22 protein-coding genes, 1 tRNA gene and 1 pseudogene are annotated in these 23,594 nt (G+C 63.1%); 10 read left to right on the top strand and 14 right to left on the bottom strand.

What is annotated here, in order from left to right; translation table 11 throughout:
• The first annotated feature begins 30 nt into the window (after positions 1–30).
• Both iolG and iolB read left to right on the top strand, forming a co-directional pair.
• A complete protein-coding gene (gene iolG, locus FHR96_RS05900) occupies positions 31–1,026 on the top strand; it encodes an inositol 2-dehydrogenase (protein WP_183386735.1) in 996 nt (331 codons plus the stop codon).
• Between the two features lie 17 nt (positions 1,027–1,043).
• On the top strand, positions 1,044–1,847 hold the full coding sequence (iolB, locus tag FHR96_RS05895) for a 5-deoxy-glucuronate isomerase (RefSeq protein ID WP_183386734.1): 804 nt from the start codon (positions 1,044–1,046) through the stop codon (positions 1,845–1,847).
• A gap of 75 nt (positions 1,848–1,922) precedes the next feature.
• On the opposite strand, the gene FHR96_RS05890 is transcribed toward iolB, so the two are convergent.
• From FHR96_RS05890 to FHR96_RS05875, 4 genes and pseudogenes are all read right to left on the bottom strand, one after another.
• Positions 1,923–2,669 carry a sulfite exporter TauE/SafE family protein gene (locus FHR96_RS05890; RefSeq protein WP_183386733.1) on the bottom strand — a complete coding sequence of 249 codons (747 nt, stop codon included), beginning with the start codon at positions 2,667–2,669 and terminating at the stop codon, positions 1,923–1,925.
• 261 nt (positions 2,670–2,930) lie between these two features.
• Positions 2,931–3,332, bottom strand: a complete 402-nt coding sequence (locus FHR96_RS22800; protein WP_281378374.1) for a reverse transcriptase domain-containing protein — start codon at positions 3,330–3,332, stop codon at positions 2,931–2,933.
• A 115-nt stretch (positions 3,333–3,447) separates the two neighbouring features.
• Positions 3,448–3,666, bottom strand: a pseudogene (locus FHR96_RS22795) (reverse transcriptase domain-containing protein); the annotation flags it as partial.
• A gap of 886 nt (positions 3,667–4,552) precedes the next feature.
• A tRNA-Arg gene (locus tag FHR96_RS05875) sits at positions 4,553–4,629 on the bottom strand.
• Positions 4,630–4,862: 233 nt separating this feature from the next.
• On the opposite strand from FHR96_RS05875, the gene FHR96_RS05870 reads away from it, so the two are divergent.
• Positions 4,863–5,660 (top strand): c-type cytochrome, encoded by a 798-nt coding sequence (locus FHR96_RS05870; protein WP_343066338.1) that lies wholly within the window; start codon positions 4,863–4,865, stop codon positions 5,658–5,660.
• A 217-nt stretch (positions 5,661–5,877) separates the two neighbouring features.
• Here the strand turns inward: FHR96_RS05870 and rep are convergent, their stop codons facing one another.
• From rep to pyrE, 3 genes are all read right to left on the bottom strand, one after another.
• Complete coding sequence (gene rep, locus FHR96_RS05865; protein ID WP_183386731.1) at positions 5,878–7,935, bottom strand: DNA helicase Rep; 2,058 nt, start codon at positions 7,933–7,935, stop codon at positions 5,878–5,880.
• Complete coding sequence (gene trmL, locus FHR96_RS05860; protein ID WP_246392812.1) at positions 7,932–8,483, bottom strand: tRNA (uridine(34)/cytosine(34)/5-carboxymethylaminomethyluridine(34)-2'-O)-methyltransferase TrmL; 552 nt, start codon at positions 8,481–8,483, stop codon at positions 7,932–7,934. Before trmL ends, rep begins: the two co-directional genes overlap by 4 nt.
• A 109-nt stretch (positions 8,484–8,592) precedes the next feature.
• Positions 8,593–9,273, bottom strand: coding sequence for an orotate phosphoribosyltransferase (gene pyrE, locus FHR96_RS05855; RefSeq protein WP_183386730.1), 681 nt, complete (start codon positions 9,271–9,273; stop codon positions 8,593–8,595).
• 91 nt (positions 9,274–9,364) lie between these two features.
• On the opposite strand from pyrE, the gene FHR96_RS05850 reads away from it, so the two are divergent.
• Entirely contained in the window at positions 9,365–10,132 is a 768-nt protein-coding gene (locus FHR96_RS05850; protein WP_183386729.1) for an exodeoxyribonuclease III, read from the top strand.
• Positions 10,133–10,268: 136 nt separating this feature from the next.
• Here the strand turns inward: FHR96_RS05850 and rph are convergent, their stop codons facing one another.
• The gene (rph, locus tag FHR96_RS05845) at positions 10,269–11,006 is read right to left on the bottom strand and encodes a ribonuclease PH (RefSeq protein WP_183386728.1); all 738 of its coding nucleotides are present in this window, start codon (positions 11,004–11,006) and stop codon (positions 10,269–10,271) included.
• 113 nt (positions 11,007–11,119) lie between these two features.
• Between rph and FHR96_RS05840 the strand changes: the two genes are divergently transcribed.
• The 3 genes from FHR96_RS05840 (at position 11,120) to FHR96_RS05830 (ending at position 13,812) form a co-directional block, all read left to right on the top strand.
• A complete protein-coding gene (locus FHR96_RS05840) occupies positions 11,120–11,983 on the top strand; it encodes a YicC/YloC family endoribonuclease (protein WP_183386727.1) in 864 nt (287 codons plus the stop codon).
• A gap of 362 nt (positions 11,984–12,345) precedes the next feature.
• Positions 12,346–13,566 carry a tyrosine-type recombinase/integrase gene (locus tag FHR96_RS05835; protein WP_183386726.1) on the top strand — a complete coding sequence of 407 codons (1,221 nt, stop codon included), beginning with the start codon at positions 12,346–12,348 and terminating at the stop codon, positions 13,564–13,566.
• 60 nt (positions 13,567–13,626) lie between these two features.
• On the top strand, positions 13,627–13,812 hold the full coding sequence (locus FHR96_RS05830) for a helix-turn-helix transcriptional regulator (protein ID WP_183386725.1): 186 nt from the start codon (positions 13,627–13,629) through the stop codon (positions 13,810–13,812).
• Positions 13,813–14,026: 214 nt separating this feature from the next.
• Here the strand turns inward: FHR96_RS05830 and FHR96_RS05825 are convergent, their stop codons facing one another.
• The 4 genes from FHR96_RS05825 to FHR96_RS05810 form a co-directional block, all read right to left on the bottom strand.
• A complete protein-coding gene (locus FHR96_RS05825) occupies positions 14,027–14,638 on the bottom strand; it encodes a lambda exonuclease family protein (RefSeq protein ID WP_183386724.1) in 612 nt (203 codons plus the stop codon).
• A gap of 60 nt (positions 14,639–14,698) precedes the next feature.
• On the bottom strand, positions 14,699–15,436 hold the full coding sequence (locus tag FHR96_RS05820; protein ID WP_183386723.1) for an ERF family protein: 738 nt from the start codon (positions 15,434–15,436) through the stop codon (positions 14,699–14,701).
• 11 nt (positions 15,437–15,447) lie between these two features.
• A complete protein-coding gene (locus FHR96_RS05815; RefSeq protein WP_183386722.1) occupies positions 15,448–15,633 on the bottom strand; it encodes a hypothetical protein in 186 nt (61 codons plus the stop codon).
• A 96-nt stretch (positions 15,634–15,729) separates the two neighbouring features.
• Positions 15,730–16,698: a DUF932 domain-containing protein gene (locus tag FHR96_RS05810; protein WP_183386721.1), complete on the bottom strand. Its 969-nt coding sequence runs from the start codon at positions 16,696–16,698 to the stop codon at positions 15,730–15,732.
• Between the two features lie 145 nt (positions 16,699–16,843).
• Between FHR96_RS05810 and FHR96_RS05805 the strand changes: the two genes are divergently transcribed.
• From FHR96_RS05805 to FHR96_RS22670, 3 genes are all read left to right on the top strand, one after another.
• Positions 16,844–17,158: a hypothetical protein gene (locus tag FHR96_RS05805; protein ID WP_183386720.1), complete on the top strand. Its 315-nt coding sequence runs from the start codon at positions 16,844–16,846 to the stop codon at positions 17,156–17,158.
• A 776-nt stretch (positions 17,159–17,934) separates the two neighbouring features.
• Positions 17,935–18,627, top strand: coding sequence for a YagK/YfjJ domain-containing protein (locus FHR96_RS05800; protein WP_183386719.1), 693 nt, complete (start codon positions 17,935–17,937; stop codon positions 18,625–18,627).
• Positions 18,628–18,696: 69 nt separating this feature from the next.
• Entirely contained in the window at positions 18,697–19,014 is a 318-nt protein-coding gene (locus tag FHR96_RS22670) for a helix-turn-helix domain-containing protein (protein ID WP_343066337.1), read from the top strand.
• 122 nt (positions 19,015–19,136) lie between these two features.
• Here the strand turns inward: FHR96_RS22670 and FHR96_RS05790 are convergent, their stop codons facing one another.
• Positions 19,137–20,954: a hypothetical protein gene (locus tag FHR96_RS05790; protein WP_183386718.1), complete on the bottom strand. Its 1,818-nt coding sequence runs from the start codon at positions 20,952–20,954 to the stop codon at positions 19,137–19,139.
• Between the two features lie 235 nt (positions 20,955–21,189).
• A complete protein-coding gene (locus tag FHR96_RS05785; protein WP_221195720.1) occupies positions 21,190–23,544 on the bottom strand; it encodes a heavy metal translocating P-type ATPase in 2,355 nt (784 codons plus the stop codon).
• Between the last annotated feature and the right edge of the window lie 50 nt (positions 23,545–23,594).

Genomic DNA, 23,594 nt, shown 5'->3' with positions numbered 1-23,594 from the left:
TCCCCTTCCCCCCGACCCACAGGACACGCCATGAGACTCGCTCTGATCGGTGCCGGCCGCATCGGCCAGGTACACGCCCAGGCCATCGATGCCCACCCGGACGTCACCCTGGCCGCCGTGGCCGACTACCATGCCGAGGCCGCCGAGACCCTGGCTCAAAAGTACGGTGCGCGGGCCATCGCGGCCGATGCCATCTTCGAGGACGACGACATCGATGCCATGCTGATCGCTTCCAGTACGCCCACTCATGCCGACTACCTGGAGCGCGCCGCCCGCACCGGCAAGGCGGTGTTGTGCGAGAAGCCGATCGCCCTCGACCTGGCCCGCACCGGCGAGGCGCTGCGAGTCCTCGAGGCACACCCGGTGACCTGTGCGCTTGGCTTCAACCGTCGCCATGACCCGCAATTCGCGGCCCTCAAGCGCGCCGTGGTGGACGGGCGGATCGGCGACCTGGAGACGCTATCCATCATCAGCCGAGATCCCGCGCCGCCCCCCGCCGAATACGTCAGGGCCTCGGGTGGCCTGTTTCGCGACATGATGATCCACGACTTCGACATGGCCCGCTGGCTGCTCGACGAGCCCATCGCCCAGGTGCAGGCGCAGGGCAGTTGCCTGATCGATCCCGCGATCGGCGAAGCAGGGGATGTCGATACCGCCATGGTCACCCTGACCACGGCCAGCGGTCGCCTGTGCCATATCAACAATTCTCGCCGCGCCAGCTACGGCTATGACCAGCGCATCGAGGCCTTCGGCAGCGCCGGCATGCTGCAGGCACAGAACGAGAGCGAGACCCGGCTGCGCTTCACGGGTGAACCCGGCCAGGTGGAAGACAAGCCCAAGTGGTTCTTCCTGGAACGCTATGCCGAGGCCTATCGCCGTGAGATCGACGACTTCGTCCACGCCTGGCGGCAGGGGCGCGAGCCGCTGGCCGGCGCCCGTGACGGCCTGGAAGCGCTGCGCCTGGCCGAGGCGGCCGAGCGCTCGTTACGGGAAGGCCGCCGTATCGCACTGGCTGACATTCACTGACTCGACAGGAGCGACCCATGACGTCACTGCTGGTACGCCCCCATGCGCCCGACGACCAGGGCACGGTACTCGACATCACGCCGCAATCCGCCGGCTGGGACCACGTCGGCTTCCGGGTGCACAGGCTGGCCAGAGGCCAGCGCCTCGAAGCCAACACCGGCGACCGCGAACACTGCCTGGTGCTGCTGACCGGCCGCGCCACCGTGGCCTGCGGCGAGCATCGCTGGGAGGACATCGGCGAGCGCATGGACATCTTCGAGAAGGTGCCGCCCTACGCCGTCTACCTGCCCGACGGGGTCAGCTTCGAAGTAGAGGCCACCACCGACATGGAGCTTGCAGTGTGCAGCGCACCGGGGCACGGCAACCACGAGCCGCGGCTGATCGCCCCCGACCGGGTCAAGCAGACCACCCGCGGTGGCGGTACCAATACCCGCCATATCCAGGACATCCTGCCGGAGACCGAGCCGGCCGACAGCCTGCTGGTGGTGGAGGTCTACACGCCGGCCGGCAACTGGTCCAGCTATCCGCCGCACAAGCACGACGTGGACAACCTGCCCGAGGAGTCGATCCTCGAGGAGACCTACTATCACCGTTTGAACCCGTCCCAGGGCTTCGCCTTCCAGCGGGTCTACACCGACGACCGCAGCCTGGACGAGACCATGGCGGTGGAGAACGGCTGCTGCGTGATGGTGCCCCGAGGCTACCACCCGGTCGGCGCTCCCCACGGCTACGAGCTCTACTACCTCAACGTGATGGCCGGCCCCAAACGCAAATGGAAGTTCCAGAACGACCCGGCGCACGAGTGGATCGTCAAGCAGTGACGACCCTCCCTGCCATTGCCCAAGGCGTCCTGACGTCTCTTCGCCCCGCACATGCGGGGCTTTTTTGTCCGGCGGCTACCCCAGCGCCTTGACGATCAACTGCACGCCGACGATGGCCATGGCCAGCACCACCAGCCGATAGAACAGCCGCTCGTTGACCCGGTGCTGCAGCCACAGGCCGCTGCGCACCCCGGCCCAGGCCACCGGTACCAGCGCCAGCGAGGCCCAGGCGCTGGTCAGGTTGATGTCGCCGAGCCACAGGTAGGGCGGCAGCTTCATCAGATTGACGGCGGCAAACACCAGGGTGGTGGTAGCGATGAAGGTCATCTTCGGCAGGCGCCGCGGGACCAGGTAGAGATTCATCGGCGGCGCCCCGGCGTGGGCGATGAAACTGGTAATGCCGGTGGCGATCCCCGCGGGCCAGGCCCAGAAGGGGCGGATCGGCCGCGACGCGGCGGGTTTGACGATCATGTAGGCGACGAACAGCAGCGAGATCACGCCGAGCAACAGGCGAACGTGATCCTCGTCCAGGCTGCCCGCCACCAGCGTCGCCGCCGCCACGCCGATGGCCAGGCCGGGGATCAAACGCTTCACCTCGGCCATGTCCTGGTGCCCCCACCAGGCCTTCACCGCCAGCGCGTCCATCACCAGCAACAGCGGCAGCAGCAGGCCAGCGGCCTCGATGGGGCCGATCGCCAGCGCCATCAGCGGCACCGACAGGGTGCCGAAGCCGCCGGCAAAGCCGCCCTTGGAGATACCGGTGAGATAGGTGGAGAGGACGATCAGCGTCCAGGCGAGCCAGGAGTAGTCGGGAAGGGTCATGCATACGTCCTTGTCGAACCGTCGGCGTCGATCGGCACGGTTCCATTTGAGAAAAGGAATGGAATAATCATACCGGTTTGAACATAGGGCGCTCACCCCCTGACGGCGTTATCGCATCCCTCCGGGGTGAGGCCGACATCGGCCTGGCAAGCGTTGAAGCGTGGTAAGCAACGGGAATCGAGTAGGAGGGGGAGTCACCTCCCCCGTCCTCTCACACCACCGGGCATACGGTTCCGTACCACGGCGGTTCACGAAGAACGACTAAGCCCTCTTACCGTGTCCAGTACCGAGATTAACCCACGCTGAGCGAACCAGCGGTTGGGTGACGCGCCGAACACCGCGTCCCCTGCCACGCTTCAGGATCTCGCGGACACGCCCCATCAAGCGTTGCAGACTGGCCTTGGCCAATGTCAGCTTCGGCAGCCTGTGCCGAGTCAGCGTGTAGCCCAGATACCCTCGGTTCCACGGCCGCTCCACCGTGCTCTTGTCGCGACTGACCGTGAGCCTGAGCGAGCTCTCGAGAAAATCACTCAGGCTGGTCATGACGCGTTCGCCCGCCCGCCGACTCCTGACATATACCTGCATGTCGTCGGCGTAGCGGCAGAAGCGGTGGCCGCGGCGTTCCAGTTCCTTGTCCACGTCGTCCAGCAGGACGTTCGCCAACAGCGGACTCAGCGGTCCGCCCTGAGGCGTTCCCTGTCGGCGTGGCGCGGCCAGGCCGTCCGAACATGCCGGCTTCCAGGTAACGGCGGATCAGGCGCAGCACCCGCTTGTCGCGGACGCGGCGCGCGACCCGCGCCATCAGCAGGTCGTGGTTCACCGGGTCGAAGAAGGCTGCCAGGTCGAGGTCGACCACCCAGCGGTGGCCGGCGGTGACATGGGCCTTCATCGCCGAGACGGCCTGCTGGGCGCTGCGCTTCGGGCGGTAGCCGTAGCTCGATGCGGAGAAGCCCGGATCGAAGATCGGCGTCAGCACCTGCAGCAGCGCCTGCTGGATCAGCCGATCGGTGACCGTGGGAATACCGAGCTGTCGCGTCCCGCCCTTGGGCTTGGGGATCTCGACGGCTCGGACCGGACTGGGGGGTACTCACCGGCCAGCAGCCGCTCGCGCAGTGTTGGCCAGATCTGTTTCAGGTGGTCAGCCAACTGGTCCACCGGCATGCCATCGGCACCCGGTGCGCCCTGGTTGGCGACCACCTTCCGGTAAGCCCGCGCCATGTTGGCCTTCTCTACCACGACTTCCATGAGCGGGACGGACTTCGCTTTCGTCCACGATGACGACGCCGGAACCGTCTCGACGCCCACCGGCTGGGACTCAGGGTACTGCCCCTGCCCCTCTGGGTGGGTGACGGCATCAGCGCCAGTTCCTGTCTTCCTGATCGATCCTCGAGACGTCATCGCCTACTCGCGGCTCTTCATGTTCGGCCCTTGGTGCCGGGGTGAATCGGCACTTACTATGGCCTCTGCTGACGTCTGGTGGCCCATCCCGTCGCCTCTCGACGCCGGTAGCTCTGTGGCAGGCCATCAGACCTCCCAGGGTAAGACGCGCGACCTTCCCGCTTATGCCTGTCGGATTTACGGCATGGCGTTCCGTGCAAGTACTGGGCTTTGATGATTGGTGCCATCTCACCCCGCCATGCCGCCTCATATCCGCTGCCTGTTCGTCAGGCCAGCGTTTTGCCTCGGGCTGCCTTCGGATTCCCCCTCGCGGCGGACACCCTTGCCGTCGGCTAGCACTTCCCCTTGCCGGGCGTGCAGGGGACTTTCACCCCCAAGTCATCCCGAAACACCACTTTCAGGAACAGCGCCAATCAGGCGCTGCGCGCCATGCCTGGCGCACAACGAAAAAGGGCCTGCGATTGCTCGCAGGCCCTGAAATTCGATGGCGCGCCCTAAAGGATTCGAACCTTTGACCTTCGCCTCCGGAGGGCGACGCTCTATCCAGCTGAGCTAAGGGCGCGCGGTGCCCGATGGGATCGCCATCAGGCGTGCGACATCCTACCGTGCCACCTGCAGGCTGTCCAGCCGCGAAGGCGCTCCGCGATCTCGCCATGCGCCCCGGAGTTGATCGGCGACATTTTCGCGGGATTGGGGATGCCGCTATACTGGCGCGCATCGCGCTTCGAAGCGTCTCCCGGCCGTCGTGGCGCCGACCGTGATTCGATGACAAGAACGTCAAATGAGGTGGTGAGAGTGAAATCCAGCAAGCGGATCCTGGGATGTCTGGCCATTCTCGGCCTGGTCACGACCACGGCATATGCCCAGGAAGACGAGGATCGCGCGGCCATCGCCGAACGCCTGGCGCCGGTAGGCGAGCTTTGCGTCCAGGGTGAGGACTGCGGCACCGCCGCGGCGGCTAACAGCGGCACGCAGACGGCTAGCGCGGAAGGTCCCGACGGGGCCGGCATCTATAACAGCGTCTGCATGGCCTGCCACGAGACCGGCGCCGCCGGCGCTCCGGTGCGGGGCAACGAGGACGCCTGGTCCAGCCGCACCGAGCAGGGGTTCGCGACCCTGCTGGATCACGCCATCAACGGCTACAACGCCATGCCGGCCCGCGGCGGCAACCCCAACCTCTCCGACGAAGAGATGCACGCCGCTGTCGCCTACCTGGTCGAGCCGGTGATGGACGTGCCCGCCGCCGCAGGAACCGAGGACGCCGAGGCATCGGGGGATAGCACCGCCACGACCGACACCTCGAGCGACGATGCCGCCAGCGAGGCGAGCGCCACGGAATCGGCTACCGCCGGCATCGACGGCGAGGCGATCTACAACGGCATCTGCATGGCCTGCCACGACACCGGTGCCGCCGGTGCTCCCAAGAAGGGCGATGCTGCCGCCTGGGGCCCACGCCTCGACAAGGGCATCGAAACCCTCTACGACCACGCGATCAACGGCTTCAACGCCATGCCCGCCAAAGGCGGCAACCCCAGCCTGTCCGACGACGAGGTCAAGGCCGCCGTCGATCATCTGGTCAGCTCCGTGGAGTAAACGCGGTCGCCGAGACGACGTGGGGCGCCAATCGGCGCCCCGCCGGCGTTCTGCCATGGTCATGGGATGCGTCGCGAGTCCGCAGCCCGCAGCTCGCAGTCCGCAGTCCGCAGCCCACAGCCCGCAGCCCGCAGCCCGCAGCCCGCAGCCCGCAGCCCGCAGCCCGCAGCCCGCAGCCCGCAGCCCGCAGCCCGCAGCCCGCAGCCCGCAGCCACGATTATCCCAGCAGCGAGCGAATCCCCGCCAAGGCGTCCTTGCCACGCGCCTGCTTCTTCTCCGGGTCCTCGCGATCGGGCCGTCCCTCCCACTCCAGGGCATCCTCGGGCAGCTCGTCGAGGAAGCGGCTCGGCGTGCAGTCCATCAACTCGCCGTAGGCCTTGCGCTGGCGCGCCAGAGTCATGGTCAGGGTGCGCCGCGCCCGAGTGATGCCCACATAGGCCAGGCGACGCTCCTCCTCGACCGTGCCCACCTCGATGGCGTTGCGGTGCGGCAGCAGCTCCTCCTCGAGGCCCATCAGATAGACGTGGGGAAACTCCAGGCCCTTGGAGGCGTGCATGGTCAACAGCTGCACGCGGTCGGAGTCGTCCTCCTCGGCCTGCTGCTCGAGAATATCGCGCAGCACCAGCCGCGAGATCGCCGCCTCCACGCCGTCGGTCTCGGTGGTCGTGCTGGCGGCTTCCTCCTCGGGATCGGCACCCATCGATTTCTCGAGCTGGTCGATCAGCGTCCAGACGTTGGCCATGCGCCGCTCGGCGATGGTCGGGGCGCTGGCGTTCTGGTAGAGCCAGGCCTCGTAGTCCATGTCACGCAGCATCTCGCGGATGGCGGAGATGGCGTCGCCCTGGTCCATGCGCCGACGCACGCCCTCGATAAAGTGGGTAAACCTGCCCAGACGCTCGACGGCTCGGACCGGCAGCTGTTCGGCCAGCCCCAGCTCCTGGCAGGCGGCGAACAGCGAGCCGCCGCGCTCGGTGGCATAGTTGGCAAGCTTCTCCAGGGTGGTCGGCCCGATCTCGCGGCGCGGCACGTTGACGATGCGCAGGAAGGCGCTGTCGTCGGCGGGATTGATCAGCAGCCGCAGGTAGGCCATGGCGTCCTTGATCTCGTTGCGCGAGAAGAAGGAGGTGCCACCGGAGAGCTTGTAGGGAATCTGGTAGTGCTGCAGCTTCAGCTCCAGCAGCCGGGCCTGGAAGTTGCCGCGGTAGAGCACCGCGAAGTCACGCCACTCCGCGCGCTCCTTGATGCGCCGAGTGAGGATCTCGCTGGCCACCCGCTCGGCTTCTGCCTCTTCGTGGCGGTTGACCACCACGCGGATCGCCGCGCCCTGGCCCATGTCGGACCATAGGGTCTTCTCGTAGACGTGGGGGTTATTGGCGATCAAGGTGTTCGCCGCACGCAGGATGGTACCGGTGGAGCGATAGTTCTGCTCCAGCTTGATCACGTTCAGGCGCGGGAAGTCCTCGCCCAGGGTCACCAGGTTCTCGGGCCGCGCGCCGCGCCAGGCGTAGATCGACTGGTCGTCGTCGCCGACCACGGTGAAGGTCTGACGCTCGGCCATCAGCAGCTGCACCAGCTGGTACTGGCTGACGTTGGTGTCCTGGTACTCGTCCACCAGCATGTAGTGGATGCGTTTGCGCCACCGAGAGAGGGCCTCGGGATCATCGCGCAGCAGGGTCACCGGCAGCAGGATCAGGTCGTCGAAGTCCACCGCGTTGTAGGCCTTGAGGTGGCGGCCGTAGGCCTCGTAGACCCGGGCGGCGAACAGCTCGTCCTCGCTGGCCGCGTGCGACAGCGCCTGACCGGGCAGCACCAGGTCGTTCTTCCAGTTGGAGATGGTCGCCTGGACCTGATTGATCGCCTCGGCGTCGACCTGGGCGTCCTTGTTCATCAGGTCGCGCAGCAGCGCCTTGGCATCCTCGGGGTCGAACAGCGAGAAGCCCGGCTTGTAGCCCAGCGCCTTGAGCTCGCCGCGGATGATGTTGAGGCCGAGCGTATGAAAGGTCGACACCGTCAGGCCGTGACCCTGGCGGCCCTGAAGCATCTTGCCCACCCGCTCCTTCATCTCCCGGGCGGCCTTGTTGGTAAAGGTCACGGCGGCGATGCGCCGGGCGCTCATGCCGCACTCCTGCACCAGGTAAGCGATCTTGGTGGTGATCACGCTGGTCTTGCCCGAGCCGGCCCCGGCCAGCACCAGGCAGGGGCCGTCGATGGCGCGCACCGCCTCCTGCTGGCGCGGATTGAGCTTGGCGATGCGGCTGGCGATGCTCTGGGTCATGCGTCGCTCCTCGGCGTGGCGGCCGGTTCGCTCTTGGACAGTGCCGCCTCCGGCTGGCCGGCCCCCGGGAGGCCGGACCCCGGATGGCCGGCCCCCACGAATCCCATCTGGCGCCAGGCTTCAAAGACCAGCACCGCGGCGGCGTTGGACAGGTTCAGGCTACGGCTCTCGGGCAGCATGGGGATACGCAGGCGTTGCGCCTCGGGCAAGGCATCCAGCATCGCCTGGGGCAGGCCGCGGGTCTCGGGGCCGAAGACCAGGGCGTCGCCTTCCCGGTAGGCAGGCTCGTGATAGCCGACGCGCCCCCGGGTCGAGACGGCGAATACCCGCGTCGGGGCCACCGCCGCGAGGAAGGCTTCCCAGCTCCGGTGCACTCGCACGCGGGCCCACTCGTGATAGTCGAGGCCGGCGCGGCGCAGCCGCTTGTCGTCGAGGGTGAAGCCCAGCGGCTCGATCAGGTGCAGCCGGAAGCCGGTATTGGCGCACAGTCGAATCAGGTTACCGGTGTTGGGGGGAATCTCGGGCTGGTAGAGCACCACGTCGAGCATCGATGACTCCTGATATACTGGACCGACAACGCGCTCGGGCCCCGACGGGGGCCCGAGAAACCGGCGCGGCGACGAGGCGGAAGCATATCCCTCCGGGCGCGACGGCCGTTCAGCCCTGGGCCACGCCGTAGCGGTCGCGATAGGCGCGAATCGCCTCGGCATGGCCGCGCAGCGCCTCGCCGGCATGCACCTCGAGGTACTCGAGCACCATGTCCAGGGTGACGATGCTCAACACCGGCATGCCGTAGGCGGCCTCGACCTGCTGGATGGCGCTGCGCGGATCGCTGTCGTCACCGCCGCGCTCCTGGCGATCCAGGGCGACCACCACACCGGCGGCCTCGGCCCCGGCGCCCTCGATCAGCCCCATCACCTCGCGGATGGCGGTGCCGGCGGTGATGACGTCGTCGATGATCAGGATGCGGCCGGCAAGCTCGGCGCCGACGATGTTACCGCCTTCGCCGTGAGCCTTGGCCTCCTTGCGATTGAACGCATAGGGCAGATCGAGGTCATGATGATCCGCCAGGGCCACCGCGGTGGAAGCGGCCAGCGGAATGCCCTTGTAGGCCGGGCCGAACAGCACGTCGGACTCGAGGCCGCTGTCGGCGATGGCCTGGGCGTAGAAGCGGCCCAGCTCGGCCAGGGCACGGCCGGTCTTGAACAGGCCGGCGTTGAAGAAATAGGGGCTGACGCGCCCGGACTTGAGAGTGAACTCGCCGAAACGCAGCACGCCCTGCTCGATGGCGAACTCGATGAAGGCCTGCTGGTAGGGTTGCAGGGTCGATGCGGCCACGGAGCCTCCTATCACGTTTATTGGCGGACGCCATTTACCCAAACGTCGAAACGTCGGGTATCATACACGCGCGACGCAAAAGGGACCATGTATGAAAATCGCCACCATCAATGTCAATGGCATCCGCGAGGCGGTCGGCCGAGGCTTCCTCGACTGGCTGGCCAACCAGGATGCCGACGTCGTCTGCGTGCAGAACCTCAAGGCCAAGAGTTTCGAGCTCGACGACAGCATCCTTTATCCGGAAGGCTACGAGGGCTATTTCCTCGATGCCGAACAGGACGGTTTCTCCGGCGTCGGCCTGTATTGCCGCAAGATCCCCAAGGCGATCATGTACGGCCTGGGCTTCCCCCAGTGCGACCACGAAGCACGCTTCCTGCAGGCCGACTACGACCGCTTCAGCATCGCCAGCTTCCTGATGCCCGACGGCAGCGATCCGGCCGCCAAGCAGTCGTTCATGGCCCAGTACCAGGAGTACCTGGCCAAGATGGCTCGCAAGCGCCGCGAGTACATCATCTGCGGCACCTGGCACATCGCCCACAAGACGATCGACCTGGAGAACTGGGCCGATAACCAGACGACCCCCGGCTTCAAGCCCGAGGAGCGCGCCTGGATGGACCAGGTGCTCGGCCCGACCGGCTTCATCGACACCTTCCGCGAGATCAACCGCGACGCCGGCGAATACACCTGGTGGCCGGCGCTGGATCAGGACCAGCCCCGCGAGCGCCAGGAAGGCTGGCGCATCGACTACCAGCTGGTCGGCCCCAACTTCCGCCGCCACGTGGTGGACGCCTGGATCGACTACGACGCGACCTTCTCCGAGTACGCGCCGCTGATCGTCGAGTACGACCTGCCGCTCTGAGTCGCCTCCCTTCGTCGCCGTCATGCCCCAGGCATGACGCAGCACGCCGGCCTAGTGGCCGGCGTGCTGCGTTAGGGAAACACTGATTGTCTGCTGCACTCCTGCCAAGTGCGGAAATCAATCCGTTTCCTCCACCTCAGCGGCGGATGCCCAGCGCCTCGCGCTGATGGTCGAACAGCTCGCCGCCGGCCTTCTCGGCCAGATCGAGCATGGCATCGAGCTCGGCACGGCTGTAGGTGCCCGACTCGGCGGTGCCCTGCACTTCGATCAGCCCGCCACCCTCGGCCATCACCACGTTCATGTCGGTGCCGGCGCGAGAGTCCTCCGGATAGTCCAGATCGACCACCGGCACACCCTGGAAGATGCCCACCGAGACCGAGCTCACCAGCTGATGGAAGGGATCGCTCTTGATCAGCTTCTCGCGCTGCAGGTAGCGCAGGGCATCGACCAGCGCCACGCAGCCGCCGGTGATGGATGCCGTACGTGTGCCGCCATCGGCCTGGATGACGTCGCAGTCCACGGTGATGGTGAACTCGCCGAGTTTCTTCAGGTTCACCGCCGCGCGCAGCGAGCGCCCGATCAGCCGCTGGATCTCCAGCGTGCGACCGCCCTGCTTGCCGCGGGTCGCCTCGCGACCGCCGCGGGTGTGGGTCGCACGGGGCAGCATGCCGTACTCGGCGGTGACCCAGCCCTGCTTCTTGCCGCGCAGCCAACGCGGCACGCCAGCCTCGACGCTGGCATTGCACAGCACCTTGGTATCGCCGAACTCCACCAGCACCGACCCCTCGGCATGGCGGGTGTAATCGCGGGTCAAACGGATGTCGCGGGGCTGGTCGGGGGTGCGTCCGCTGGGACGCCGGAAGTCCGGAGACATGGCACCTCTCTCGCAATCGGGAATGGATGGCCGGCCATTCTACACGGACTACCGGGGGAATCAGTTACACTGGCTCGTTTCCCGACATCGATCGTTCCACAGGAGCCCACTCCATGGTGCACAGCATGACCGCCTTCTCGCGGCAGGACCGCGATGCCGACTGGGGACGGCTGCAGTTGGAGCTGCGATCGGTCAACCAGCGCTACCTCGACCCCCACTTCCGGCTGCCCGAAGCCCTGCGCGACCTGGAACCCGCTTTCCGCGATGCCCTGCGGAGCCACCTGGCCCGCGGCAAGGTGGAGTGCACGCTGCGCTTCGACCCGGCCGAGCGCAGCGCCGACGCCGCCGTCAATCACGACCGACTGCGCGCCCTGGGTGCGGCGCTGGGCGAGGTGCGCGAGGCCATTCCCGAGGCGCCGCTGCCCGATGCCCTGGCGCTGCTCGACCATCCCGGCGTACTCGAGGCACCCGGGCTCGATCTCGAGGCCATCAAGGCCGAGGCACGCGCCCTGTTCGACGTGGCCCTGGACGACCTGGTCGCCGGCCGCGCACGCGAGGGCGACCAGCTCGCCGAACTGATCCGCGAGAGGCTGACGGGTATTCGCACCCAGGTCGCCGAGGTCCGCCGCCTGCTGCCCGGGATCCTCGAGCGCCAGCGCGCCCAGCTGCTCGAGCGCCTCGCCGAGATGCGCACCGAGCTCGACCCCCAGCGTCTGGAGGCCGAGCTGGTGCTGCTGGCCCAGAAAGCCGACGTGGCCGAGGAGCTCGACCGCCTGGAGACTCACGTCGGTGAGGTCGAGCGCCAGCTCAAGCAGAAGGGACCCATCGGCCGGCGCCTGGACTTCCTGATGCAGGAGCTCAACCGCGAGGCCAACACGCTATCGTCGAAATCGGTGGTCGCCGACACCACCCGCTGCGCCGTGGAGCTCAAGGTGCTGATCGAGCAGATGCGCGAGCAGATCCAGAATATTGAGTAGCACCCACCAAAGGCCGCCAGCCACCATTAATCTATTGTTTTTAAATAAAAAAATGGCATAACAAGTCCACAAAGGTCCACCAAATTCCTCGGAAATCCAGATCATATCGGGGAGTAAACAGGGGAGAAAAAGCATTGCCCCCCCTCCCTCAGACACATACCCTTATAGGTACTCCCCAGACATGTCGATCCGAGTGCATGACTGGGAGAAAGTGGGGATGCCCGCTGGCACTCTAATGCCGTTGCAAAAAGGCCCAATGGGCGCCAGTGACGAGCTCATATGACATTGAGCCGCCTATCTAGTCCGAGCAGCTGATAAACGGTCGTTTGTTTTATTTTTCCCGCAGGGGACGAGAGGAAATAATGGGAAGCCTTACCGCCAAGAAGAGCCAGTCGCTGGTCAAGGAGGGTAAAGCAGGGCGCTACAGCGACGGCAACGGCCTCTACCTGATGATACCGAGGAAAGGAACTCCTTACTGGATGTTGCGATACACGCTGTTTGGCAAGCGGCGTGAGATGACGCTGGGCAAACATGCCCACCTCTCTCTCGCCGAGGCTCGGACGAAAGCGGTTGAAAACCAAAAATCTATCCGCGAAGGCCTTGACCCCATCGAGGAACGCAAACGCGATAGCCAAGCCTTCATCAGGACAGTGGAGGACCTGTTTGCAGACTGGTACCCGGAGCTAGAGAGAAGACTCAAGCACCCAGCTATTCCAAAGCGGATATACACAAAAGAAGTGGCGCCCCTCATCGGGGGTAGATCGCTGGATGCCGTCACCCCAATTGATATCCGCGAAATAATTAGGAGAGTAACAAACAGCGGAAGGCCGACAATAGCTAATGATACACTGATGTATCTTAAACAGATGTTCAACCACGCCATAAAGCTGGGAATTTTAACTTACAACCCAGCATCAGCCTTCAACGTCAACGACGCAGGCGGCATTGAGAAAAGCCGCGATAGGGTTTTGAGCCTCGATGAGATTCGGAACGTCTTCCAAGCCTTCAGAGACAATAGCGACAGCTTCAGCCGCGACAACTACCTCGCCTGCGCGCTACTGCTCGTCCTAGGGGTACGTAAGACCGAACTGACCGAAGCCCTGTGGTCAGAATTCGACCTGAAGAACGACCGGTGGAACCTGAACGGTGAGCGCAGCAAGACAGGCGCCGGGATCATCATTCCCCTCCCCCCGCAAACCATCGGCTGGCTGGAAGAGCTCAAGATCCGTGCCTGCGGCTCGGACTATGTCTTCCCTAATCGCCGCAGTAGTAAGCGGGCCCACATGGGCAAAGACACGCTGAATCGTGCCATTGCCAAGCTATTCGGCAAGGAGCCTGGCAAGAAGCCGCAACCAGAGAACCGGATGGGTGATATCACCGAGTTTACTGTGCATGATCTGCGCCGCACATGCCGTAGCTTACTCGCTGCGGTTGGTGTACCGGGGCATGTCGCGGAGCGTTGCTTGAATCACAAGCTCAAGGGCGTCGAAGGCATCTACGACCGTTACGACTACTTTGACGAGCGAAAAGAAGCGATCAGCAAGGTCGCAGACCTTCTTGGGCCTGCAATCAACCCGCCCTAACTCACAACGTAAATTTCTACACACCAACAACATCTCATGAGCCAATTTGGAGAAAGCGCCATGAGACTAATCAAGCTTAAAGATGTCATCAGCCTTACAGGTCTTGCACGCTCCACCATTTACAAATACATTTCCGAAGAAAGATTCCCAAAACCAGTATCCTTGGGGGAAAGAAATGTCGCCTGGGTAGAGGAAGAAATTCAGGACTGGATCCTAGAAAAAATAGCCGAAAGAGACCTTGCATAAACAGCGTAAAAAAACCACGCTCGTCATTCCACTTAGCTGCAACATTCCCGCCGAATAAAAAAATACCGCCCTACCAGCCGACACAGCTTCCTACGCAGGAAGCTGTGTCGGCATTATCATGTTATTTTTTCATAGACATCCTCACTCAGCGAAGGACACCATCTCCTCACTGCCGACCACTAGGCGTGTAAATCCACCAGGTTATCTTCAGGCATCAAGCCGCCATGACCATGGCCATGCGACGCTCCAGCTCCTCGTAGAAGGCCTCGACCCGCTCGGCGATGGTGCGGATCATTCCCTCGTCCCGGTAGGCACGCTTCACGAACAGCGGCATCCCCGGCCAGTAGCTGACGAAGTCGATCCACTCCCGCTCGCTGACCCACAGGCCGCCCTGGCACTGCGCCACGTGCTCCTGAGGCAGCTCGTTGGCCAGTAGCAGCTCGGTCTGGTACTTGGGCAACTTGGTCTTGATCTCGACCAGGCCGTTGCTGTCCACCAGGCAGTCCGGCGAGTAGCCCACCCCGTGATTGAGGATGATGCCGATCTGCTCCAGCTGGGGTAGGCCGGCGGCCTCGTGATAGAGCTCTCGGGCCACAGGCTCGAGTTCGTGGCCGCGCTGGGTGTGAGTATTGCCCTGGAAGGCGTCGGACGGCTCGCCAGTGATGCGCTCGCCGATCAGCTGATGCATGTAGCTCATCGCACCGGCACCGAAGCCTCCCGGCCCCTTGCCCTTGACCAGCAACGTCTTAAGCTCGGACATGGTGACGATGCCCAGACGGGCGGCATGCCACTCGGGCGTGCCCTGTTCCAGTGTCAGGATCTGCATGACAATCTCCTTCTCGATGACACGGCATAGACCAGCGAGGGGAGGACCCTCGCCGACCGGTCAGGGATGTTGATGGTGGGGTTGCGCCCGCTTCTGCAGGGAGGCACGCAGCTTGTCGAAGTCGCCACGCGGCACCTGCTCAGCGTCGCCGTACTTGCCGACGAACCACTCCTGGGTCGCTGGGGGGCAGGCGGCAATCAGCTGCCGGATCTGCCCGGCCTGGAAGGGGGTGACGAGTTTGACCGGAGCGGCGGTATGGCCGTTGTCGTCCTGGCCGCGGGTGGTGATGTTGAGCAGGGCACACAGCACGTAGCGCTTGCCGTAGCTGGTCGAGGAGCCAAAGGCTTGAACAGCGTTCTTGCTGCCGCTGGTATCGGCCGGCAGCAGCATGCTGGTCTCTTCCCGATGGCCGTCCTGGTGCATCAGCACGCCGGTGACCTGGATACCGCTTTCCTGGGTCTGGATGCGGAAGCTCACCGCGAAGCCATGCTTCTTCATGATCGGTCGCACGGTATCGACGATATCCTCCAGGGTGGCGTAGTGACCGTTGTTGGTCTTGCCTCGCTCGGCGATGCTCGGCAGCTCGGTCTGCATGGCCGCCATCGCGGCGCTATAGGCCATCAGCGCCTGGCGATCGAGCACCCGCTCCTGCATCTGCAGCAGGCGCTCCATCTTGTCGATGTCGACCTCGGGATTGAGGGCGGCCCGCTCGATCACCTGAATGATCGCGGTGCTGTCCTGGGTGGATTGAGTGATCGGTGACTGGTCGGCGGTCTTGGGATGAATGGGGGTCGCCATGATGGCCTCCGTTATCGATAGCGTTGGATGACGTCAGGGAGCTCCTCGGTCGGGACCGGCTTCAGGGACACGGTCACGCGATAGACTTGGCCCTTGGCCAGCACATGGGTCTCGGTCGCGTGCTCGCCAGCCTCCAGCAGCTGACGGGTCAGCTGGGTCAGGGCATGGCAGATCTCAAAAGTCATGGGTGATGGCATCGATATCTCCAGAAACAGGAACGCCCGGCCTTTGTGGGGCCGGGCGATATGCCGTGGTAGGGGAAAGGCGAGGTAGGGAGAGCTTTAGGACCCCGTTCAGGCCACCAGCGCAAGGGCGGACTCCAGCGCCTTGTCCTTGAGGCCGGCGCCCTGGCCGAACCAGGCGGAGTCCATGCGGTAGTCGTTGCTGCGGGCGCGCTTCTCGTGATCCACGTACTCGGTGACCGCATTAAGGAGGCCCCAGGCGGTGCCTTGTGCCGTGCATAGTTGAGAGCCGCGCCCCTCACCCTGGTAGAGCTTCTGAACGCGATTGAGGGCGCGGACGTTGGGCAGCTTGGACGGATCCTCCAGCGGCGCCTTGGCGTTGCAGATCAGCGACTGGAAGTAGGTCCTCGCCTCCTCCTGGCTGACCTTGCGCTCGGCCAGGGTCTTCAGGCGATACATGAAGTCGTCCCACTGGGACACGGAGATCCCCAGTTGCTGCTTGACCAGCTGCGGACGAAACTCGGTGCTGTGGGGCACCTTCACGCCCTGCGAGGTGCCATCCAACGCGATGGTCAGGGTGTTGTTGCAGACCACCCGCACGGACGTCGGGGTGGCGACAGTAGCCAGGGAACCGTCGCAAGACGTGGCCAATAGAAGGTAATCGTTGACCTGGTCCTGGCCCTTCAAAGCTCCGCCCAAGCCGCTGCGGGCCAATGCCCAGAACTTGCGACCGCCCTTGAGCACGCCGGCGGTCTCCAATTCGTATCCCGCGTATTCCGTGAGGTCCCGGTAGAACTCCAGCACCTCTTCCGGCTGCACCACCTTGTAGCGCTGGGAGACCACCGACAGCGGGGCCCGGGTGTCGGAGCGATATAGGACCTTCTGCTCGGGGAAGGAATGGATGCTGCCCAGGTGGCCGGCACCATCGGTGATGAAGCGCACCGGGGATTCTTCGATGTGCCAGTCCATGCCGGCCTGTTGCCGCCAGACCTTCAGCGGTTGATGACGAGACAGTTGCTGGCCCAGGCCATGCCAGGGGGTATCGCCGACGTAGGCCATTTGCTCGATCAGGTGTGCCATGGGGAAAGCTCCTTGTGAGTCGCGCACGGCATAACAGCCCGCTCCCCAAGGAAGCAGGCCGACCGTGAGCTTGTAGAGAGAGAATCGTGGGGGCATCGCCGAGTAGCGATGGACTCGTGAGACAGGCCGTCAGGGATCAATTGACATGAGGACGAAAGGTGTGGCCACAGGCCCGGCACTCGAGATTGTCGAGCACCTGGCTATCCAGCTCGCTGCCAAGGCGAGCCCCGGCGACGCCGCCCGCCGTACCACCGACCAACCCACCAAATACGGCTCCAGCGATACTGCCGACGGCGATCCCTACCGGACCGCCTACTGCGCCAACCAACGCGCCGGCCTCGGCGCCACTCCAGGCACCGGCCGCCCCACTGGCTGTGCCGGCCACGGCACCCGTGGTGCCACCCACCTTCCGACCATGATGGCGCGACACGACCCGAGACGCGCCGCAGCTGGGACATGACATTGGCATTGCACTGCCTCCTAAGCAGGGAAAGACATGAGAACGAAGCCATCCGTCTGGGGCTTCAAGGAGGTAGTACAGGTTTGAGATTCGGTTAAATCGACAAAGCGCAAGCTCTTGCCTATCAGACCGAACACATCGTCGGGGTGTACGTCAGCCACGGGAAAAAGCCGGGTTTTCCGGCCTCCACCGGCTTCCTGAGCATGTTCCAGAGCATCCATCCGATGAGTGCCGGGATGATGAGTCAAGACGACGTAATATTTTACAGCGCTGTGAGATGGGATGCAGCGAAACCGTGACGTCATCACGTCACGGCGTCTTGTACGGATCGATAACGGAATTTCCCGGAAAGGTGAGTGACACCTCATTCGTCAGGAAACTGGGGCGATTGGCATGTCCAGGGATAGGCGTTTCCTGGGGTTCTGATATGCGTCAGTGACGGGTAAGTAGTATGGGTATACTCACTAGACACCTAACAGGATCTACAGGGATAGGCACTAGGCCATAATGGGCTCACTTGTGAAAGCCCATCCAAGAGCATGAGAGGCCATCCAAGGAGTGGTCCCCCACAGACCACTCCCCATGGTGCCGTCATCATTCATGACACCCCTTTCTAGGGATTGACCTGACAGGCGTCTGGAGAACGCCTGATGTGAACCTCAGATGATCGTCAGCATCATGCCCATGTCAACGCCTACCGTTCCCTATCCACCCTATCGACCGACAAGACAATCGCTGCGGAGTCCTTCATCATTCCCACAGCGAGGTAACTCCTCATGTTTCAACATCACCCTCTTCGTCATCCGCTCAACGACAAGCTGCGTCTTCACTACGACGACACCTATCGAGGCTTTGACGTTCAGCATTGGACAGATGGCCCACTGGTCGCGAACTACCTGGAGCGAGTCTTGAAGACGCTCAATGCCGTGACATGGATCAATCATTCCACCTTCGTCTTCCGCGTAGACCTTCACTTCCCGGATGAGATGTCGCGCCTACCCATGCACGAGACCAATGTCGTTCTGGCAAGGTTCTTTGAAAATTTCCGCAACGAACTCAAGCAGAGGCAAACCAAGTACCCGACCCAGCTGCACTACCTGTGGGCGCGCGAGCAGATCAACAGCGACAAGCCTCACTACCACCTGATGATCATGCTCAACAGGAACGCCTACGACAGCCTGGGGGCGTTCACGGCAGATTGGCGTGGTATCTACTCATTCAACAATCTCTACCACCGCATGATGCGCTCCTGGCTGAAGGCGATGGGATTCGCCCCAAACGATCCCCGCTTCCATCAGCTGATCCATGTCTGCAAAGACCCGGTCAAGAAAGAACCTTGGTCCTGCATCCTGCACCGGGATGATTGGATGGCCATGAATGAAGCGGTCTACATGGCCAGCTACCTGTGCAAGGCCTACAGCAAACCATTCGGTCAGAAGGCACACGTCTTCGATGGAAGCCGTCTTTGATCACTGAATGACATGGTATGAGGCCGTCTTCTGCGGCCCCATTCTGTCTCCCTCAACAAGGTGCCTGCCATGTTCCCGACTTCGATGTTTTCTTCCTTCTCTACCCCACACAATACCCGTGACAGCCAGCAAGTACCGTCATCCCACGACCCCCGAGGAGATCGTCGTCTTGCCAGGATGGAATGCAAGGAACCCACTCGCCGATTGCTACGTGACATCATGGCCCTGCGCCGGATTCGAGGTATGAGCCAGACGGCGCTGGCGGCCGAACTGGGTGTCAGCGTGCGGACCCTGCAGGAGTGGGAGCAGGGTCGACGGCTGCCCTCTGGGGTCGGCCATGCCCTGCTCAGACAGTGGGTAGAGACCCACCAAAGCGATGGAGTCTGAGACATTGCAACGGATTATCGGACAACATGGGCGCCTCAGGATGCCTGACCTTGATGCTTTTTAAGATTTAAAAGTCACAATGTCTAACCCAATGCCAGTTTTCACGTTCTAGGAGTCCATCGCTACTGCTGACGAGAGGCATCGCATGAGGCACGCCAGCGCCCATAGGGACCACGTTTCTCGAGAGGGACAAGCTGGATCCCGAACGTCGAGAGCAAGGCTCTGCTCTGCTTGAACTTGGCCGCCAACCCTCGGGACGTGACAGGCCAGGAACCTGCAGGATCAGACTCAGGGCGATACCCATCGAGCAGTACAAGCCAATCCTTGACCGTGGCCTCTATCCGTCCATTCTCCGACGCATCAATGACACGCTTAACTGCCATCGCGACGGGATTCTCCTCCAGCTCATAATCGCGACGACTTTGCTGGTTGACGTCGAGTTGTTGCCAGAATTCAGCCGTGCCTCTTCCCAAAGCATCAGCCACCAGCACACCTATCCGGCATAGGTCTCGCAATCCACCATAGCAATCGAATTGTCGATCATTTTCAACATGTCCCCAGAACTTATTAACATGGCCAAATATTTGGAGGAGGCCATGAATGATGGTTCTCTCTGCCATGCTGCGATCCTTCACTGCATTTTGAGGGTTACCCCCTCCAGCCTCATCCATCTCTATGCTCAGGGTAGCGCCTGATAGCGGTGCATAGGTCACCACACTCTCGCTGCTATTCAGCATGATCGCACAACGGATGAAGAGATCTACCCCAGAACGCTTCGTTTTCGTTCGCCACTCTACTGCCTTTCCCTGCATGATCGAAAGCAAGCCTTTCTGCTGTGTTTCGGTCAGCGAATCCACTTGATGAAAACTCATTAGGTAATGGCACTGCGCCCGTATATCCACTTGCTTTACCGTCTTGGGAACCTCGATCTCAAACAGACTACTCGCCGGGTCTATGACCGTCTTCAGCAACTTCTGTGAATCGATCAGTTCAGGAGTAACCTCACCTAACAACTCAAGCAACACGGGCGCACTATCTGAGCGCCAGGCCATGATCATCCAGGCAATCACCAACAGGTCACTATCCCTTGGCAGCGAAGTGACATCAAATAAGGTAGATATCGATTGAGGATGCACATTCCCAATATCATCAGGAACACTCACCGGAAAACTTTCGCGAGGCATGACATGGGGAATCCCATTCCGTATTTCATAGCTCGATAAACCCGGTGAAAAAATCAGACATTGATTCCCCAGGATCAGCGCGCGTCGACCGCTATTCAAGTCGACGCCTGCACGACCGTAAACCGGTAGAACAGCCTCGGGGATAGCACCATAAACAAAATTGCTGATGGCAGATTTGATGACACCATAGGAGACATCCTGCTGCCTTCCTATGGAGGTTCTCCAATACTCCCCCTTCAGTCTCTCAAGGATCTTTGGGTCGAAATGCGGCAAGGTTTCGCCCGTAAACTTATCAGTCAAAAGAGGGCTTCTCGACCCATTATTAGTGATATAGAACTGTCCTTTCAGCATGGACATGACATCGGCTACTTGTCTATCATGACGAGACTGCTTTGGCACTTGGCGCGCCCCAAAGAACCCCATGCCTCTAGTACCAGACTCACTACCCCAATCAGACGCTGCCGACCAAGAAGGCCAAGAAGTATTGGGCGCAGCTTGGAGATCGGGGTCACGAAAGAGGGACTTTACGGTGGCCGGTGGCTCATCATCGTGTGATGCATTGGGAAATGAGAAGTTGGGTCCTGTATCGCGTGTAGGCGAAGTCTCTTCGACATCATCAATCTCACCAGAAGCCACCTTCCGAGCTTGCTCACGCCAATGCTCACTCAGGCGAAGCCCCCGCCGCTGATGCTTGGTACTGGCCCCCTCGTGGCCCACCGGATGATTCTCATGGTTATCCTGATCATGATCCGTCATTCCCTACCTCGTGCCTTTTCGCCATCGCATATCTTGCAAAGCCTATCACACAGACCTTTGACATCCTCCTCGTCCTATCCCTTGGCTAACGGTGATCCCCAAGGTTTCTCAAGATACGTGATAGGCCCCCGTAAACTTAGCTCGTCTCTAAATACAGGGTTAAAGGTATTCAACCACCTGGAACCCAGTACCAGTCGCTTGAGGGACTCTTCAGCAGGTAGCTGAGGACAAGGCTTCACGGGTCATTCGAGCGCACGCTGGCCACGGCATCGAAGAGCAGCGATGGCCGCTGCCACAGTGAGTTGATGAAGATCGCAGTCACACTGGCGGCCATGGCCACCATAGCCCAGACGGGATAGATCAGTCCGGTAGACGCAAGCGGAATCCCCACCCCGTTGAACAGGAAGGCCAGCGAGACGTTCTGCAGCATCTTGCGATACCCCCAGTGGCTGATCCGCCAGGCGGTCACCACGCTGCTCACCCGTGCGTTGAGGATGATGATGTCGGCGGCGTCAATGGCGATATCGGTGCCGCTGCCCATGGCGATGCCCACGTCCGCCTGCATCAGCGCCGGGGCGTCATTGATGCCGTCGCCGACCATGGCCACCCGTCCCTCGTGCTGCATCCCTCGCAACAGGTCAGCCTTCTGCTCCGGCAGTACGCCAGCGTGGACGGTCTCGATGCCTAACTGTTGCGCAATATGTCGGGCGGTGCGCGCGTTATCGCCGGTCATGAGGGCGGTACGGATGCCCAGCCCACGCAACTGTTGCACGGTCTCCGCTGCATCGGCCCGCAGGCCGTCGCCCAGGGCGATGGCCCCCAGCAGCCGTTCGCCTCGGGCGACGACGATGACCGTCTGGCCCTGATGCTCGTCGGTCTCGATGCCATCGCTCACCGGTGCCAGGTCGATGCCCTGCTCGACGAGAAAGGTCGGGCTGCCGACCCACACCGTTTCGTCGTCCACCTGGGCGGTGACGCCGCGACCGGAGTGCGCCTGGAACTCGGTGACGTCGGGAATCGCTAGGTCCCGAGCCAGGGCCGCTTCGACCACGGCACGCCCCAGGGGATGTTCCGAGGCGGACTCGACGGCGGCGGCCAGCGACAGCAGCGTGCCTTCGTCGCCCTCGACACGGGTAACCTCGCGTACCGCGGGGCGACCTTCGGTCAGGGTGCCGGTCTTGTCGAATACCACAGTGGTGACGCGCCGCAGGGCCTGGAAGGATTCGCCGGTGCGCATCAGCACCCCCAGGTCGGCGGCCTCACCGGCGCCCCGTACGATGGAGAGCGGCGCGGAGATGCCCACTGCACAGGGATAGCCCATCACCAGCACGGTTAGCGCGGCGAACACGGCCCGTTCCAGGTCGGCCCCGGCTCCCCAGAGTAGCGGCGCACTCATCCAGAACACGAAGGCCAGCGCGGAGACGATCAGTACCGTGGGGGTATAGACCCGCAGCAACCGGTCGACCAGATGTAGCAGACCCGGCTTGAGCGCCCGCGCATCCTCCAGGCTGCGGACCACCTGCTGCAGGAAGCTCGCCTCGCCGGTGGCCGTCACCCGCACCACCAGCGTGCCGTTGCCATTGATGGCGCCGCCGACCACCGCATCGCCCACGCCTTTCTCGACCGGTAGGGGTTCGCCGGTGACCAGGGACTGATCCACGGCCGAGTCGCCCTCGCTGACCTCGCCGTCCACCGGGATGCGCTCTCCGGGGCGGATACGCACCCGCATGCCGGTTTCCACCTGCGCCACCGGCAGTTCACGTTCGCCATCCCCACCGATGACGTGGGCGGTCTCTGGCTGCAGGTCGAGCAGGCGGCGCACCGACTGGGAGCTGCGGGTCTTGACGATCAGCGAGAGCCACTCGGAGAACAGGTGGTAGGTCAGCACCATGACCGAGACGGCGAAGAAGGCGGCGGTGGGGTAGCTGTCGGGCCGCAGTGCCAGACCGATGCCGCCACCGACCAGGCCCGCAAAGGCCCCGATCTCCACCAGCACGTGTTGGTTGAGAATGCCCCGGCGCAGGGCCTGATAGGCCATGACCAGCATCTGCCGGGCGATACCGAACACCATGGCGAGCGCCAGGATTGCAACCACGGTCGCCTCCTGGCCTGCTAGCAGGTTGCCGGCACGTAGCGCGAACAAGACCAGGCCGCCCAGCGCCAACAGGGCGCTACCGCCCATGGCGGCTCGGGTGCCCTGGCCACGCAGGACGGCATAGCCGAAGATCACCAGGCTGACATAGACCAGGGTGGAGAGCCCCAGGGTCCAGGGCGAGGTGGGATCGACGATCAGGCCCACCGCCGCCAGGCTGGCGGCCAGCGCGACCAGGAAGCGGTTACGCTCGCGGGCTAGCTCGCGCTCCTGGTTCGCGTAGGGTTCGATCTTGCGGGGGTCGCTGAGGGTGTAGCCGATGGCCTGAAGTGTGCCCATCAGCGTCTCGGCGCTGGTCTCGCGCGTGTCGTATTCGACCAGGGCTTGCTCGTGGGTGAGACTGACCGCCACGCGGCGTACCCCTGGCTTCTGTCCCAGGGCCCGCTCGATGGTGCCGGTGCACAGCGAGCAGTGCAGTCCGCCGATATGGGCCCGCACCCGCTGGATCCCTGGCTCCCCAGTGGCTTCCAGGCTCCAGGGTTGGAGGC

The sequence above is a fragment of the Halomonas organivorans genome (assembly GCF_014192055.1).
Lineage (GTDB): Bacteria > Pseudomonadota > Gammaproteobacteria > Pseudomonadales > Halomonadaceae > Halomonas > Halomonas organivorans.
Note: the sequence above shows the minus strand (reverse complement) of the source record. Positions and strands in the feature narration are given on the sequence as shown.